The sequence below is a fragment of the Vreelandella hamiltonii genome (assembly GCF_014651775.1).
GTDB classification, from domain to species: domain Bacteria; phylum Pseudomonadota; class Gammaproteobacteria; order Pseudomonadales; family Halomonadaceae; genus Vreelandella; species Vreelandella hamiltonii.
The window spans coordinates 177195-192773 of the sequence record NZ_BMXN01000003.1 but is presented as its reverse complement, the minus strand read 5'-3'; the positions used below and the strand labels follow the sequence as shown (position 1 = coordinate 192773).

14 protein-coding genes are annotated in these 15579 nt (G+C 61.5%); 11 read left to right on the top strand and 3 right to left on the bottom strand.

What is annotated here, in order from left to right; genetic code table 11:
- The first annotated feature begins 159 nt into the window (after positions 1-159).
- The 6 genes from hfq (at position 160) to IE091_RS04145 (ending at position 6750) form a co-directional block, all read left to right on the top strand.
- Positions 160-408, top strand: coding sequence for an RNA chaperone Hfq (hfq, locus tag IE091_RS04170; RefSeq protein ID WP_016913446.1), 249 nt, complete (start codon positions 160-162; stop codon positions 406-408).
- A gap of 36 nt (positions 409-444) precedes the next feature.
- Entirely contained in the window at positions 445-1755 is a 1311-nt protein-coding gene (gene hflX, locus IE091_RS04165; protein ID WP_039177548.1) for a ribosome rescue GTPase HflX, read from the top strand.
- A gap of 145 nt (positions 1756-1900) precedes the next feature.
- On the top strand, positions 1901-3181 hold the full coding sequence (gene hflK, locus IE091_RS04160) for an FtsH protease activity modulator HflK (RefSeq protein WP_096923182.1): 1281 nt from the start codon (positions 1901-1903) through the stop codon (positions 3179-3181).
- On the top strand, positions 3182-4066 hold the full coding sequence (hflC, locus tag IE091_RS04155) for a protease modulator HflC (protein WP_039177541.1): 885 nt from the start codon (positions 3182-3184) through the stop codon (positions 4064-4066).
- Between the two features lie 195 nt (positions 4067-4261).
- Positions 4262-5455: an ATP phosphoribosyltransferase regulatory subunit gene (locus IE091_RS04150; protein ID WP_189462891.1), complete on the top strand. Its 1194-nt coding sequence runs from the start codon at positions 4262-4264 to the stop codon at positions 5453-5455.
- Positions 5455-6750 carry an adenylosuccinate synthase gene (locus IE091_RS04145; RefSeq protein ID WP_039177535.1) on the top strand — a complete coding sequence of 432 codons (1296 nt, stop codon included), beginning with the start codon at positions 5455-5457 and terminating at the stop codon, positions 6748-6750. Before IE091_RS04150 ends, IE091_RS04145 begins: the two co-directional genes overlap by 1 nt.
- 70 nt (positions 6751-6820) lie before the next feature.
- Here the strand turns inward: IE091_RS04145 and cobO are convergent, their stop codons facing one another.
- Positions 6821-7420, bottom strand: a complete 600-nt coding sequence (gene cobO / locus IE091_RS04140; protein WP_189462890.1) for a cob(I)yrinic acid a,c-diamide adenosyltransferase — start codon at positions 7418-7420, stop codon at positions 6821-6823.
- Positions 7421-7550: 130 nt separating this feature from the next.
- Here cobO and IE091_RS04135 point away from each other — a divergent pair, with 130 nt between their 5' ends.
- The 4 genes from IE091_RS04135 (at position 7551) to IE091_RS04120 (ending at position 12504) form a co-directional block, all read left to right on the top strand.
- The gene (locus tag IE091_RS04135) at positions 7551-8036 is read left to right on the top strand and encodes a YajQ family cyclic di-GMP-binding protein (protein WP_039177529.1); all 486 of its coding nucleotides are present in this window, start codon (positions 7551-7553) and stop codon (positions 8034-8036) included.
- Positions 8037-8114: 78 nt separating this feature from the next.
- A complete protein-coding gene (pepN, locus tag IE091_RS04130; protein WP_189462889.1) occupies positions 8115-10745 on the top strand; it encodes an aminopeptidase N in 2631 nt (876 codons plus the stop codon).
- Positions 10746-10785: 40 nt separating this feature from the next.
- Positions 10786-11745, top strand: coding sequence for a lipid kinase YegS (gene yegS / locus IE091_RS04125; protein ID WP_189462888.1), 960 nt, complete (start codon positions 10786-10788; stop codon positions 11743-11745).
- Between the two features lie 48 nt (positions 11746-11793).
- Positions 11794-12504 (top strand): hypothetical protein, encoded by a 711-nt coding sequence (locus tag IE091_RS04120; protein ID WP_189462887.1) that lies wholly within the window; start codon positions 11794-11796, stop codon positions 12502-12504.
- Between the two features lie 83 nt (positions 12505-12587).
- Here IE091_RS04120 and IE091_RS04115 read toward each other — a convergent pair whose 3' ends face one another.
- Positions 12588-12791, bottom strand: coding sequence for a cold-shock protein (locus tag IE091_RS04115; RefSeq protein WP_016913457.1), 204 nt, complete (start codon positions 12789-12791; stop codon positions 12588-12590).
- A 140-nt stretch (positions 12792-12931) separates the two neighbouring features.
- Between IE091_RS04115 and IE091_RS04110 the strand changes: the two genes are divergently transcribed.
- Entirely contained in the window at positions 12932-13585 is a 654-nt protein-coding gene (locus IE091_RS04110; RefSeq protein ID WP_189462886.1) for a LysE family translocator, read from the top strand.
- 29 nt (positions 13586-13614) lie between these two features.
- Here IE091_RS04110 and IE091_RS04105 read toward each other — a convergent pair whose 3' ends face one another.
- Complete coding sequence (locus IE091_RS04105) at positions 13615-15564, bottom strand: transglycosylase SLT domain-containing protein (protein ID WP_189462885.1); 1950 nt, start codon at positions 15562-15564, stop codon at positions 13615-13617.
- Positions 15565-15579: the final 15 nt, after the last annotated feature.

Below are 15579 nucleotides of genomic sequence, written 5' to 3'. Positions count from 1 at the left end.
AGATAGTGATTTCGTAACAAGTGTTTTAGAGTGAGTGTTTTAGAGTGGCCTTTGGCGCTCGAATCGACACTAGGCCTTTCGGGCAACAAGATTGCGGCGCAGCACCAGTAGGGCGCGCCATTTGATAACCAACCCCAACGACAGTTTAGGGAGAGCAACATGTCCAAAGGGCAGTCCCTTCAAGACCCGTACCTGAATATTTTGCGCAAGGAGCGCATTCCGGTCTCTATTTTCCTGGTAAACGGCATTAAGCTGCAGGGCCAGATTGAATCGTTTGACCAGTTTGTCATCTTGTTGCGCAATACCGTCAGTCAGATGGTTTACAAACACGCCATTTCCACCGTCGTGCCCTCGCGCAATGTGCGCCTGCCAGCACAGGATCCCTCAGCGGCTGACGCTGACATCTGAGACGGCTGGATGGCAAGAGAGTCCACGAGGTATTGATTGTTTTTTGAACGCCCTGAAGCCGGTGAAACGGCAGTCCTTGTTCACGTAGATTTCTATGATGAGCAGGCACGAGAAGACCCGGGTGAGTTCTTGGAGCTTGTGCGCTCTGCCGGTGCAGAGCCCGCGACGTTGCTCACAGCTAGCCGCCAGCGACCCGATTCCCGAACGTTCATCGGGAGCGGGAAGCTGGAGGAGCTGCGGGCGATGCTCGCAGCCCATGAAGCGGAACTGGTGATCTTCAACCACAGTTTAAGCCCTTCCCAGCAGCGTAATCTTGAGAAGGAACTCAAGTGTCGTGTCTTGGATCGCACCGGTCTGATTCTCGATATTTTTGCGCAGCGGGCACGAACTCATGAGGGCAAGCTGCAAGTCGAGCTTGCCCAGCTCGAATACATGTCTACCCGTCTGATTCGTGGATGGACCCACCTTGAGCGGCAAAAAGGCGGCATTGGCCTGCGCGGTCCCGGCGAAACACAGCTGGAGACCGATCGGCGATTGCTGCGTGCCCGCATCAAGTCCATCCACAAGCGTCTGGACAAGGTGCGCAGCCAGCGCGAGCAGAATCGCCGCGCTCGGGCCAGAGCCGAGATCCACAGCGTATCGCTGGTGGGGTACACCAACGCTGGCAAGTCGACGCTATTCAACGCGCTGACCAGCGCTGAAGTCTATGCCGCCGATCAGCTGTTCGCGACGCTGGATCCGACGCTCAGACGGTTGGAAATAGAAGATGTCGGCCCCGTCGTGCTGGCCGATACCGTAGGTTTCATCCGTCACCTGCCGCACAAGCTGGTGGAGGCGTTCCAGGCGACCCTGCAAGAGGCTTCCGAAGCCACGTTGCTGGTCCACGTCATCGACGCCGCCGACCCGGACCGCGAATTGAACGTGGCGCAGGTGGACGAGGTGCTCAAGGAAATTGGTGCCGACAGCGTGCCGGTGCTCAAGGTCATGAACAAGATCGACAAGCTGGATAGCGCACCGCGCATCGAGTACGACGGTCACGGCGTGCCGAGCGTGGTATGGCTATCTGCTCAGCAGGGGCAGGGTCTGGAACTGTTGCACGAAGCGCTGTCAGAGCGTCTGGCCAATGACGTGATCGGTTTCTCGCTGACCCTGGCGCCAGAGCAGGGCAGGCTGCGCGCTGGCCTGCATGAGCTGAATGCCGTCCGCGAAGAGAGTTTCGACGAGCAGGGGCGCTCCGTGCTGGACGTGCGCCTGCCGCGGCGTGATTTCAACCAGCTGATGGCGCAGCTGGGCGAGCGCGCCAATACCTATTTACCAGAAGCATTACGCGAATCTGACGAATGGTAGCCCTTCAAGTGCCGACTCCCCAGCTGCCCATGGTGCAGTGTTGTGGGAGTATGGTACAAGATTGATATAGCAATAATATCAAAAGCACTCGGCCTTGCCTGAGCGTAAGGTACGGTGCAGGTGAACACCTTAGTGGAGACGAAGTATGGCCTGGAATGAGCCCGGTGGTGGCAACCAGCACGACCCCTGGAGCAGTGGGGGGCGTCGTGGTAGCAATAACGGCGGTGACCGCGGTGGTAATAACGGCGGCAACAACGGCGGAGGCAATGGTGGGAACGGCGGTAACAATCAGGGGCCTCCCGATCTTGATGAAGCGCTCAAGAAGTTTCAAGACAAGCTGAACGGCATGCTGGGCGGCGGCAAGAAGAGCGGTGGCGGTAGCGGTGGCAACAAGGGCGGCGGCAAGCCGCGCAATTCGTTTGCACTGCCCGGGCTGCTGCTGATCGTGGCGCTGGCCATCTGGGGTGCGTCCGGCTTCTATCTGGTCGACCAGTCCGAGCGTGGTGTCGTGCTGCGCTTTGGTGAGTTCCAGGGCATCGTCAGTCCCGGTCTGCAGTGGAATCCGCCGCTGATCGACGATGTGCGTATGGTGAACGTCACGCGCGTTCGTTCCGTTGCACAGACCCAGTCGATGCTGACCCGAGACGAAAACATCGTCGAAGTCGAAATCTCGGCCCAGTATCAGGTGGCCAATCCACGTGATTTCGTACTGAACGTGCGCGACCCGGCACTCTCCATCGAGAATGCGCTGGACTCGGCTCTGCGCCACGTGGTGGGTGGCACCGACATGATCGATATTCTGACCTCTGGTCGTGAAATTCTCGGTAGCTCGGTGGCCAGCCGCCTGCAGACCTATCTGGATGCCTATGGTGCCGGTATTCGTCTGCAGACGATCAACATCGAGTCCACCTCGGCGCCCGCGCCGGTGATCGATGCTTTCGATGACGTTATCCGTGCCCGCGAAGATCGCCAGCGGACCATCAACGAAGGTATGGCCTATGCCAACGCGATCATCCCGGCTGCACAAGGTCAGGCTCAGCGTGTGGTAGAGCAGGGGCAGGGTTACCGTGAATCGGTCGTTGCCGAAGCACAGGGTCAGGCCAACCGCTTCAATGCGCTGTTGACCGAATACCAGAACTCACCGGAAGTGATGCGCGAGCGTATGTACCTGGATGCCATCGAAGAAGTCTTTGGGAACACGCCCAAGGTGCTGCTGGATATCAGCGACAATGCGCCCTTGATGTACCTGCCGCTGGATCAGATGCGCAGTGGAAGCAGCAGTGGTTCGAGCAGCTCCAGCAGCAGCGACAGCAGCGGTAACAGCAGTGACGCCATCGACCCGCGCGTGCTCGATTCGCTGCGTACCAGTCAGGGTGGTGCTTCGTCATCGTCCAGTAATTCGCCCATTCGCAGGGAGGGTCGCTAAATGATTAATAACCGTTCCCTGCTGATCGTGGGTGGCCTGGCCGCAGTTGCCTGGCTGGCCAGCAACAGCCTGTACGTGGTGGATGAGACCGAGCGTGCCGTCAAGCTGCGCTTTGGTGAAGTCATCGAAGAAAACATTCAGCCTGGGCTTCACGTCAAGATTCCGATTGCCCAGACCGTGCGCAAGTTCGATGTGCGTCTGCTGACCCTCGATACCGATACCAGTCGTTATCTGACCCTCGAGCAGAAAGCGGTCATCGTCGACTCCTACGTCAAGTGGCAGGTGGTCAACCCCACCCGTTACTACGAGGCCACTGCGGGTGACGAGATGATGGCGGTACGCCTGATTCAGCCCCGAGTCGACGAAAGCCTGCGTAACGAGTTTGGTCGCCTCAATCTTCAGGAAATCATCGCCGAGCGCCGTGATGACCTGATGACCGGGCCTACCGGCGAACTCGACGAGCTGATGCGTGAAGAGCTGGGCGTGGCGATTCGTGATATTCGTATCAAGCGGATCGACCTGCCGGAAGACGTATCCGCTGCCGTTTTCGAGCGGATGCGCTCCGAGCGTGAGCGTGAAGCGCGCGAGTGGCGTGCCCAGGGTCAGGAAGAGGCCGAGCGTATTCGCGCCAACGCCGACCGTCGTCGTCAGGTCTTGCTGGCGCAAGCCAACGAGCGCTCCGAGACCCTGCGTGGTGAAGGGGATGCCGAAGCCGCCGCGATCTTCTCCCAGGCTTACAGCCAGGATCAGGAATTCTTCGCCTTCTGGCGTAGCCTGAATGCCTACCGTCAGAGCTTCTCTGGCGACGGCAACCTGCTGGTACTGGAGCCAGACAGCGACTTCTTCCGCTACCTGCGCAGCGCCATGCCGGACAGCGACGAGTAAGCGAAGCGGGCTCGTTTCCCGCTGGGCGATACGCCCGGCGGGGTTCAACTGGGCTCCAAACGTGGTAGACTTTATCAACCGGGCGTCGCCCGGTTTTTTTGTGGCCCCATTTCACGTGCGTTATCAGGCCGGGCAGGTCAAGATGCCCTCCTGGTGTCGTCGGCCGGGCCTTCATCGTCTCGCAGGATTGTTCACATGACCATCGCTGACCGCTGGCTACTGCCTGACGGCATGGATGAGGTGCTGCCGCCTCAGGCAAGCCGCATGGAAGAGCTGCGCCGTGCGCTACTCGATCTTTATCACGCCTGGGGCTATGACCAGGTAATGCCGCCACCGGTAGAGTTTCTCGACTCGCTGCTGACCGGTACCGGCACCGACCTCGACCTCCAAACCTTCAAGCTGACCGACCAGTTGACGGGGCGCATGATGGGCGCCTCGGCAGACGTCACGCCCCAGGTGGCGCGAATGGATGCGCACTCGCTGAAACGTCAGGGGCCGGTACGCCTGTGCTACTGCACCAACGTGCTGCGTGCCAAGGCCGACCAGCATCAGGGGGGACGCAGCCCCGTGCAGGTGGGTGTCGAGCTGTTTGGTCATGCGGGGCTCGAAGCCGACAGCGAAATCATTCACCTGGCGCTTGCCAGCCTGCATGCCGCCGGTGCCAGTGAGATCCACCTGGCGCTGGGGCATATCGGTATCTATCGCAGCCTGGTCGAAGCCGCTGCGCTCAGCGAAGAGCAGGAGCGTGCGCTGTTCGAGGCGCTGGCGCTCAAATCGCCTGGCCAGTTGGCCGAGCAAGTGGCGGTCAGCGTCAAGGACCCGGTATTGGCGGAGATGCTGATGGCGCTTGGCGAACTGCACGGCAATGCCGAGGTGCTGAGCGAAGCGCGTGAGCGGTTTGCGGGCGCACCGGCGCCGGTCAATGCCGCGCTGGATCAGCTGGAAGCGCTGTATAAAGGGGTGTTGGCGCGTTTCGACGTGGCCCTGTACTTCGACCTGGCCGAGCTGCGTGGCTATCAGTACCACACCGGCATGATGTTTGCGGCTTACGTTCCCGGTTATGGCTACGCATTGGCCAAAGGGGGGCGCTATGATGATACTGGGCGTGCCTTTGGGCGTGCCCGCCCGGCGACGGGCTTCTCGATGGATCTGAAACAGCTGGCCTCCCTGGCGCCAGCGTCTCCTGACCGCAAAGCGGTGTGGGCGCCAGCCCAGGAGGATGAGTCGCTCAATGCTGCCATCGTGGCACTGCGCGAGCAGGGTGAACGCGTTATTCAAGCGCTGCCTGGGCAGCGTACTGGGCCGGCGGAGCACAACTGTGACCGCCGTCTTGAGTTTATCGACGGCCGTTGGCAGACAGCGGCCCTGACACAAGAGACGAGTGCATAATGGGTAAGAATGTCGTAGTCCTGGGGACTCAGTGGGGCGATGAAGGCAAAGGCAAGATCGTCGATCTGTTGACCGAATCCGCTTCTGCCGTGGTTCGCTTTCAAGGGGGCCACAATGCTGGCCACACGCTGGTCATCGATGGTGAGAAAACCGTTCTTCACCTGATTCCGTCCGGCGTGCTGCGTCCGGGCAAGACCTGCGTCATCGGCAATGGCGTCGTGCTCTCTCCGGAAGCCTTGATCAAGGAGATTCGCGAGCTGGAAGCCAAGGGCGTGCCGGTGCGTGAGCGTCTGCGCCTGTCGCCAGCCTGTCCGCTGATCCTGCCGTACCACGTGCGCCTGGATCAGGCGCGTGAAAAGGCCCGTGGCGTGGCCAAGATCGGCACTACCGGTCGTGGTATCGGCCCGGCTTATGAAGACAAGGTTGCCCGTCGTGGCCTGCGCCTGGGCGATATGCTGCATCGCGAGCGTTTTGCCTCCAAGCTGGGCGAAGTCCTCGATTACCACAACTTCGTACTGGTGAATTACCACGGCGAACCGGCGGTGGATTTCCAGGAAGTGCTCGACAGCGCCATGCAGATGGCCGAAGAGCTGCGCCCCATGGTCAGCGATACCGTCAGCATGGTCCACGACCTGCGCAAGGCCGGTGAGAACATTCTGTTCGAAGGTGCTCAAGGCTCGCTGCTGGATATCGACCACGGTACCTACCCCTACGTGACCAGCTCCAACACCACGGCCGGTGGTACCGCCACCGGCTCTGGCGTGGGTCCGCTGTACCTGGATTACGTGCTGGGTATCACCAAGGCGTACACCACGCGTGTAGGCTCTGGCCCGTTCCCCACCGAGCTGTTCGACGACCACGGCCGCCACCTGGCCGAGCGCGGCCATGAGTTCGGCGCTACCACCGGGCGTCCGCGTCGCTGTGGCTGGTTCGACGCCGTGGCCCTGCGCCACGCCGTGCAGATCAACTCGGTCTCGGGTATCTGCTTGACCAAGCTGGATGTGCTCGATGGCCTGGAGAACATTCGCGTCTGTGTCGGCTATCGCAGCAAGGACGGTGAAGTGCTCGACAATCCGGTGGACTCAGAGGGCTACGAAGCCGTCGAGCCGGTCTATCACGACCTGCCGGGTTGGAAAGAGTCGACCCTGGGCGCCAAGAAGGTCGAAGATCTTCCCGCCAACGCCCGTGCCTACATCAGCTACCTGGAAGAGCAGGTAGGCACTAGCATCGATATCATCTCTACCGGCCCTGACCGCGTGGAAACCATCGTGCTGCGCAATCCCTTCGACAGCTAATACCTGCCGATGCCAGCCAAACGGGGCGACGGTGACGTCGCCCCGTTTTGTTTGCAGCCCTGGCGCGCACTCAAAAGTCGATGCCGCGCCGCGCCTGCAGGCCGTTATTGAAGGCGTGACGCACCTCCTGCATTTCTGTCACCGTGTCGGCCATGGCCACCAGCTCGCGATGGGCGTTGCGCCCCGTGATGATGACGGTTTGCTCCCTCGGTCGATTGGCCAAGGCCTGTTTGACCGTGGCGATGTCGAGATAGCCGAACTTGAGCATGTAGGTGATTTCATCGAGCACCACCAGGTAGGTGTCGGGGTCGCTCAGCATGGCCTCGGCCTGCTGCCATACGGCCTGGCAGGCAGCGGTGTCGGCCTCGCGGTTTTGGGTATCCCAGGTGAAGCCGGTGGCCATGATGGCAACGCTCAAGTGCGGGTCTTCTTCCAGGCGACTGCGCTCGCCACACTCCCATAGCCCCTTGATGAACTGCACGACGCCGACTTTATAGCCGTAGCCCAGCGCCCGGGTCACGGTGCCCCAGGCAGCCGTGGTCTTGCCTTTGCCGTTGCCCGTATTGACCAGCAGCAGGCCACGCTGCTCGGTGGCCTTGGCGACTTTCTCGTCCACGTGGGCCTTGAGTTTTTCCATGGCTGCCTTGTGACGCGTCTCGCGATCGCTCATCGAATCTCCTCGTGATGGGGTGTCGTGCCCTGTCGAATTTACGCTGGGTAAAAACTTCGGGTAACAGAATTGGCCGCTGAGTGCCTTGCTGCTCTAGAATAGGAGGCTATGTCTCGATAGGAAACAGGTCATGCCATCTTTTGATATTGTGTCAGAGTTCGATCAACACGAAGCCGCCAATGCGGTGGATCAGGCGAACCGCGAAGTGCAGTCGCGCTTTGATTTTAAAGGCGTGGATGCCAGTTTTGCACTGGAAGGCGACAAGGTACAGTTGGAAGCCGAAGTCGACTTTCAGCTCAAGCAGATGCTCGATGTGATGCGCAGTCGGCTGATCGCACGGGGTATCGATGCGCGCTGCATGGACGTCAAGGACCCGGTGCTTTCCGGAGTGAAAGCTCGCCAGGAAGTAGTGCTCAAGCAGGGGCTCGACCAGGCCGAAGCCAAGGACGTCGTCAAGCGTATCAAGGCCAGCAAACTCAAGGTGCAGGCCCAGATTCAGGGTGAAAAGGTGCGCGTGACGGGCAAGAAGCGCGACGACCTGCAAAGCGTGATGGCCCTGCTGCGAGGCGAAGAGGGGCCCGACCTGCCGCTTCAGTTCGATAATTTCCGCGACTGATCACAACCGCATAGCCGCGTCGTGCAGCCGAAGGCTGCCACGGCGCGTTCATTTTATTGCCCACAGGAGTCACGAATCATGTCTGATCCGCAGCCGGTCTATTTAAGCGACTACCAGCCGCCCGACTATCAGGTCACCCATACCGAGCTGACGTTTGATCTTGACCCCACCGCGACCCGTGTCAAGGCACGTTTGACCATTGAGCGCCATGCCCAGGCCGCGCCGCAGGCGCCGCTAGTGCTCAATGGCGAGCATTTGACCCTGCGCTCGCTCGAGCTCGACGGTCGCTCGCTGGCAGAGAGCGAGTACCAGTTGAGCGATACCCAGCTCACCATTGGTGAGGTGCCCGAGGCGTTCGTGCTGGAGAGTGAGGTCGAGATTTCACCCAGCACCAACACCGCCCTGGAAGGGCTCTATCAATCCAACGGCATGTACTGTACCCAGTGCGAGGCCGAGGGGTTTCGGCGTATCACCTTTTATCCTGACCGCCCCGACGTCATGGCCACTTACAGAGTCACGGTGGTGGGCGATGCCGAAAGCGAGCCGGTGCTGCTGGCCAACGGCAACCCCGTCGAGCGTGGCGAGCTGCCTGGCGGGCGTCACTTCGTCACCTGGGAAGACCCGCATCCCAAACCCTGCTACCTGTTTGCCCTGGTGGCAGGCAATCTGCACAAGGTCGAGGATCACTTCACGACCCTGAGCGGTCGTCGCGTGACCCTTCAGCTGTGGGTAGAGCAGGAAAACCTGAACAAGACCGATCACGCCATGGCATCGCTGAAGCGCTCCATGGCCTGGGATGAGCAGACCTACGGGCGTGAGTATGACCTGGATCTGTTCATGATCGTGGCGGTGAACGATTTCAACATGGGGGCCATGGAGAACAAGGGGCTGAACATCTTCAATTCGGCAGCCGTGTTGACCCACCCGGATACCGCCACCGATGCGGCTTTCCAGAACGTGGAAGGCATCGTGGCCCACGAATACTTCCACAACTGGTCGGGCAACCGGGTTACCTGCCGGGACTGGTTTCAGCTGTCGCTGAAAGAGGGCTTCACGGTCTTCCGGGACCAGTGTTTCTCGGCAGACGTCAACTCGGCGCCGGTCAAGCGTATTCAGGACGTATCGTTTTTCCGCACGGCGCAGTTTGCCGAAGATGCTGGCCCCACGGCTCACCCCGTACGCCCAGACCACTATATCGAAATCACCAATTTCTACACCCTGACCATTTACGAAAAGGGTGCTGAAATCGTACGGATGCTGCGCAACCTGCTGGGCTGGGAGGCGTTCCGTCTCGGTGCCGACCGCTACTTCGAGCGCTTCGACGGTCAGGCCGTGACCATCGAAGACTTCGTCGGCTGCATGGCCGAGGTATCGGGGCTGGATCTGGAGCAGTTCATGCGCTGGTACGCCCAGGCGGGCACCCCCGAGATAGACGCCAACGGCGAATACGACTATGCCAATGCCGTGTACCGCCTGACGCTGCGCCAGCGTACCCCGGCGACGCCCGGCCAGCCGGTGAAGCAGCCGCTGCACATCCCCGTGCGTATGGGGTTGGTAGGTACCAAGTCGGGCCACGACCTGACCCTGACGCTGAATGGCGAGTCGTTGGGCAAGGATGCCGTGGTGCACTTGACCGACGATGAGCAGACGTTTGTGTTCACCGACGTTCCGGAAGCGCCAGTACCTTCGCTGTTGCGCGATTTCTCGGCACCGGTGAAGCTGCACTTCCCCTATTCACGGGAAGAGCTGGCGTTCTTGCTGACCCACGACAGCGATGGCTTCAATCGTTGGGATGCTGGTCAGCGGCTGGCCATGCTGGCGCTGGACGATCTGATCGCTGCTCATCGCAACGGGGTCGAAAAGGTCATGGACGGCCGCGTGGTGGAGGCTTTCAGAACCCTGTTGACTGGCCCCATGCAGGACAAGGCCGTGCTGGCCGAGATGCTGACGCTGCCCTCCGAGGCCTACATTGCCGAGCTGCAGCCGATCGTCGATGTGGATGCCATCCATGCGGCGCGAGAATTCGTTCGCCAGTCGTTGGCACTGGCCCTTCGTGAGGAGTTCCTGGCGGTCTATCAGGATAATCTCAGTGATGCGGCCTATGCACCTTCGGCTGAACAAATTGCCCAGCGCAGCCTCAAAAACGTGGCGCTCTCCTATCTGATGTCGATCGAGGATGACGAGGCCGTGGCGCTGTGCGAAGCGCAGTTTGCCGCGGGACACAACATGACTGATGTGCGGCACGCCCTGACGCTGCTGGCGCACAGCGACCGTGACGACCTGGCGGCGCCTGCGCTGAAAACGTTTGGCGAAAAGTGGGCCCACGACCCGCTGGTCATGGACCAGTGGTTTACCATCCAGGTTACCCGGCCTCAGGCGGATGTGCTGGAGCGGGTACGCTACTTGATGCAGCACCCGGCCTTCTCGATCAAGAACCCCAACAAGGTGCGTGCGCTGGTGGGGGCATTTGCTCAGAACCGAGTGAACTTCCATCGCCTGGACGGGCAGGGCTATGCATTGCTGGCCGATGTGGTGATCGAGTTGAATCGACTCAACCCGGAAATTGCTGCGCGGCTGGTCACGCCGTTGACCCGCTGGCAGCGCTTTGACGAGGCTCGCCAGCAGCTGATGCGCCAGGAACTGATGCGCATTCGCCAGGAGCCGCTCTCGGCGAACGTCTACGAAGTGGTCGAAAAAGCGTTGGCTTAAGATCGTTCTTGCGGTTTAACCAGGGAAAGGAAACGCGCCAGTGACAGATCCGAACAAGCACTATCTACTGATCATCAACGGAAAATCAGCGGGCAACCCTGAGCTGCGCGAGGCGGTAGCCGCCCAGCGCAAGGCAGGGGTTGCCATCACGGTACGCGCGACCTGGGAAGGGGGCGATGCCGCCGACTTTGCGGCCGACGCAGAGGCTTTGGGGGCGACCCACGTGGTGGCCTGTGGCGGTGATGGCACGGTCAACGAGGTGGTCAATGGATTGATGCGCCTGCCCCATGACCACCGCCCCCCGCTGGGTATCGTTCCTCTGGGCAGTGCCAATGATTTCGCCACGTCGGTAGGGCTGCCCCTGGAGCCCGGGCCTGCGCTGCAAGCGGCTGTCTCGCTCGCGGCGGCGCCCATCGATGTGATTCGCATGACGGCGGAAGCCAACGGTGAGCAGTCGATCAGCTACTACGTCAACATGACGACGGGGGGCTTTGGGGCCGAAATTACCTCTTCGACCCCGAAAACCCTCAAACGCATGTTGGGCGGGGGTGCCTACTCGCTGATGGGCGCGCTCAAGGCGTGGCGACACCGCAGTTATCGCGGCACGCTGCATTGGGCCGACAGCGAACAGGCCGCTTCGCTGCTGCTGCTGGCGCTGGGCAATGGGCGTCAATCGGGGGGCGGTCAGGTACTGGCACCCAGGGCCCGGTTGGATGATGGGCGCCTGGATGTCCTGCTGGTCAAGGATTTCCGTTCGGTGCTGGAACTGCCTGCCTTGTTAGGCGAGCTGCAGCATTTTCCACCGGATGGGCGCTACGTGCGCTACTTCACGGCCAGCCAATTGACCGTGACCACCAGGCCGGACGATGACCCCTGGCCGCTGACCCTGGATGGCGAAGCGAAGCGCTACGAGCGCTTCACGGCCGAGGTAGTGCCGTTGGCGCTCCAGGTACTGCTGCCCGAAGGGTGTGCACTGTTGTCGGCCAATGAACGCCACTAGCCGGTCATTATTGAGTCATTGAATACGATTTTTAAGGAGCTATACGCGATGGTGAATCGACTCTGGATCCCTGTGCTGGCCAGCTTGGCGCTGTTACTCAGTGCCTGTGGCGACAGCCAGGAAGAAGCCAACGTTGCCCCGGAAGAGCCCCCTGCCACGGTGACTGACGAAGAGGGAACGGCGACCTCGGCAGCGGCGCAGGACGACCTGCAAAACGAGGTGCCGGACCCGGAGGAAGTGGAAGACGATATTGAAGCGCGCCAGGCCGCCGAGCAGTTGGAAGCTGCCGAGGCGATGCGCGAAGGTGATGCGAGCGAACCCGGCGCGCCGGAAGCCAGCGAGCTGCAGGCCGGGGAAGAGACGCTGGGGGCAGACCCTGAAGAAGCTCTGGACGAGGCCAGTGCCATGCCAGGTGAAACCACGCGCTCTGATGTGGATGACGTGATTGCCGAAACCGAGCGCCGCTTCGAAGAGGCCCAGCGCCAGCTCGAAGAGCAGTTTCAGGAAGTGGAGCAGCAGCGCCCCGAGCTGGAACCCATGGAGAGCGATCGCTTGTCGGGCGACTGGGAAACGGATAGCGCCATCACGAATGGCGCCCGTCTGGACGATGGCCTGGAAGCCACTGACGTGGACGCCCTGATCGAGGACACCGAGCGCCGTTTCGAGGAAGCCCAGCGACGCCTGGAAGAGCAGTTCGAAGAGCTGGAGCGGGAACGGCTGGAAAACTCAGGGGCGCGCAACGGGACGACGTCCCCCTGATCGCATGACCTCTTGAAACGCTAGCGTCATGCGAGAGCGAAAAAAGAAGGCCCGCCAGAGCGGGCCTTCTACATTGGCCTGGGTCATACCGGGCGAATGTTGGATGCCTGAAGGCCTTTTTTACCCTGAGTCACTTCGAAGCTGACTTTTTGACCATCCTGCAGGGTCTTGAAGCCTTCCGCCTGAATTTCGGAGAAGTGGGCAAAGAGATCGTCACCGCCGTCATCGGGAGAGATGAAGCCGTAACCTTTCGTATCGTTGAACCACTTGACAGTACCAGTTGCCATCATTCATATCCTTAACGTGCTTGATGATTAGACGGGCATTCACGGTGTTTGCCCGCGAAATTCACTTTAGAAGCAAATAGCCGGGTCGTCCAGTGGCCCCGAAAACCTTCCCGTCAACGCCTTTTGCGAGCCTGATACGCATGCCTTTTACCTTGATCGACGCGCAGTTCATCCCGTTTCTGGTGGCTATCACGCTGCTCTCTGTCAGCCCCGGGGTGGATACCCTGCTGGTGATCCGCAATACGGCACGCGGTGGCCTGCGCGACGGTATTGCCACCAGCGTGGCCATCTGCTGCGGCCTCTTCGTGCACGCAACGGTGTCGGCACTGGGCATTTCGCTGATTCTTCTGCAATCGGCTTGGGCATTCAATGCGCTCAAGCTGGCCGGTGCGGCCTATCTGATCTGGCTGGGGGTTTCCAGTTTGATGGCCGCCCGTAGAGGAACGCCGCTGCCCGTCAAAGGCGTCATGCAGAACGCTGCGCCTGTCCCGCTCTGGCAGCCCATCAAGGAAGGGTTGCTGTCGAACGTGCTGAACCCCAAGACCGTGGTGTTTTACATGGCCTTCCTGCCGCAGTTCATCGCGCCCACCGACCCCGCCCTGCTGAAGTCGCTGTGGCTGGCAAGCATTCACTTCGTGATTGCCAATGTGTGGCAGATCAGCGTGGTGTTGATGATCGGGGGCGCCAGCAAATGGCTGGCCAGCGCGCGCTTTGCACAAACCTTGAATGCGGCCACGGGGGCGGTGCTGGTCATGTTCGGGCTGCGGCTGGCGCTGGAGCAGCGCCCGGTGTGACCGGGCGCGGGAGGGGAGCGGAGACAGGCTTAGCGTTGAACCAGCGCGCGGTCGTAGCGAACGCTCTGCTCGCTGTCGTTCAATAGCGAGACGCCTTCGCTGCTACCGCCGTTGGCCAGGCTCTCGAAGATGACTCGATAGCTCAGCACGGCCTGCACGTAATCGCGGGTTTCGCGGAAGGGGATGCTCTCCACGAACAGGTCGAACGACTCCATGCTGTTACTGCCCAGCCACTGGTCTACGCGACCAGGGCCGGCATTGTAAGCTGCCGTCGCGGCAAGGCGGTTGCCACGGTAACGGTCGAGCTTGTCACGCAGGTAGGTGCTGCCCAGGCGAATGTTCAGTTCGGGGTCGAGTACGCCGTAAGGCCCGGGGTCGCTGAGTCCCAGTTGGCGACTGACCTGCGTGGCGGTGCCGGGCATCAGCTGCATCAGGCCGCGTGCGCCAGCCGGTGACAGCGCCACGGGGTTGTAAGCGCTCTCCCGACGGGTGATCGCCATCAGCAGGAAGGGGTCTACCCCGGTCATGCGGCCCCAATGCAGAAAACTGTCCCGGTAGGCGGGTGGGAAGCGCCACTCCAGGGCATCCCACATCTCACCGGCAATCGTGGTTTGTACCAGCCGGGCATGCCACTGCTGCCGGGCAGCGTAGTCGGCGAGGGCGCGAGCCTGGTAAGGCGACGCTTCGCGCACGGCATGCAGCCACTCGCTGTTGGCCAGGCCCTCTTCACCAATGCGCAGCAGCGCTTGCGTGCGCTGTACGGCGGGCAGTCGCGCGATATCCTCGCGGGTGGCTTCGTCGAAGTGGTGGCGCTCGTGGTTGAGTCGGTACGGCTGGCCGATTTTTTCAGCGGCGGCAAAGCCATAGAAGCTACGGTCCAGAGCGGCCTGCTGGTAGCGCGCCTGAGCAGCTTCCTGATTACCCAGCTGTTCGTTGGCGCGTCCCAGCCAGTACTGCCAGCGGCTGCTCTCCTGCTGGCTGGCGGGCATCTCTGCAATCCAATGGATGACATCGGTCCATTGGCGCTCCGCCAGGGCGCGGCGCACCCGAAGCTCCAGCACCCGTTCGCTCTGCAAGGAAGGCAGCACGCTGTCTACCCAGCTCAGCGTGCCGGGCACGTCGCGCACCAGGGCGTAGAAGGCCAGCTCCTCCTCGATGACCTGCTGGTCGCTGGGCGCCAGCGTCAGGCGCGGGGCGATCTGTTGCCAGGCGGCAAAGGCACGGGGCGTGTCTTCGCGGGTATAGCGCTGCATGGCCGCCTGATAGAACGCTGCCGTGGCGGCGCATTCAGGCCCCAGGCAAGTGGGGGCCGTGGTCAGGCTGTTGAGGCTTGTGTTGGCCCGCTCCGCCGTATCGATGGCCGTTTGCCACTGGCCGCTGAGCAATCCTCCCAGGTAAGTGCTCAGGCGCTGCTCGCCTGCTTGCCAAGCCAGCATCTTGCGCTCCCAGATGGCGGTGGCATCGATGGTGCCATCCGCGCGCAGGCGGCTGAACAGGGCGTTGCAGGCGTCGGGCTGTGAGCTGCCCACGCGCCACAGCGCCAGGCCCGCCGTGCGTGCCTGTTCGGGGGCGCGGTCGAGGAGTGCCGTGTAGTAGTAGCACTGCCGTGCCGTACCGGCGGGTTCGCCATCGGCGACGGCCAGCAGGTCGCTGAAACGGCCCGCATAGCCGTAGTTGGCAATGGCCTGGCCGCGCAGCCACTCACCTAGGGGGGAGTCACCGTGCTGCTCGATGAACTGCAGTACCTGGCTGACAGAGACGTTGGGCAACTGCTGGCGTAGCCGGTGATACTCCACATAGCCGCTGAGGATATGCCCGTCGATGGCGCTCTGGTCGATTTGTTGCCACTGCTGCTGGCGGGCGGCGTTCAATGCATCGCGCATGGCCTCGTCCGAGGCGGCCCAGGACGCAGATGGCAGGCCGATCAGTGCCGCGGCACACAGCGTGCGAAGGGTAGAACGAAATGGCGTTGCCTGCATGGCACTCCCTCTTTA

Coding starts and splice junctions, on each gene's coding strand:
- hfq (WP_016913446.1), top strand. CDS start 160: ATGTCCAAAGGGCAGTCCCTTCAAGACCCGTACCTGAATATTTTGCGC.
- hflK (WP_096923182.1), top strand. CDS start 1,901: ATGGCCTGGAATGAGCCCGGTGGTGGCAACCAGCACGACCCCTGGAGC.
- hflC (WP_039177541.1), top strand. CDS start 3,182: ATGATTAATAACCGTTCCCTGCTGATCGTGGGTGGCCTGGCCGCAGTT.
- IE091_RS04150 (WP_189462891.1), top strand. CDS start 4,262: ATGACCATCGCTGACCGCTGGCTACTGCCTGACGGCATGGATGAGGTG.
- IE091_RS04145 (WP_039177535.1), top strand. CDS start 5,455: ATGGGTAAGAATGTCGTAGTCCTGGGGACTCAGTGGGGCGATGAAGGC.
- cobO (WP_189462890.1), bottom strand. CDS start 7,420: ATGAGCGATCGCGAGACGCGTCACAAGGCAGCCATGGAAAAACTCAAG.
- IE091_RS04135 (WP_039177529.1), top strand. CDS start 7,551: ATGCCATCTTTTGATATTGTGTCAGAGTTCGATCAACACGAAGCCGCC.
- pepN (WP_189462889.1), top strand. CDS start 8,115: ATGTCTGATCCGCAGCCGGTCTATTTAAGCGACTACCAGCCGCCCGAC.
- IE091_RS04120 (WP_189462887.1), top strand. CDS start 11,794: ATGGTGAATCGACTCTGGATCCCTGTGCTGGCCAGCTTGGCGCTGTTA.
- IE091_RS04115 (WP_016913457.1), bottom strand. CDS start 12,791: ATGGCAACTGGTACTGTCAAGTGGTTCAACGATACGAAAGGTTACGGC.
- IE091_RS04110 (WP_189462886.1), top strand. CDS start 12,932: ATGCCTTTTACCTTGATCGACGCGCAGTTCATCCCGTTTCTGGTGGCT.
- IE091_RS04105 (WP_189462885.1), bottom strand. CDS start 15,564: ATGCAGGCAACGCCATTTCGTTCTACCCTTCGCACGCTGTGTGCCGCG.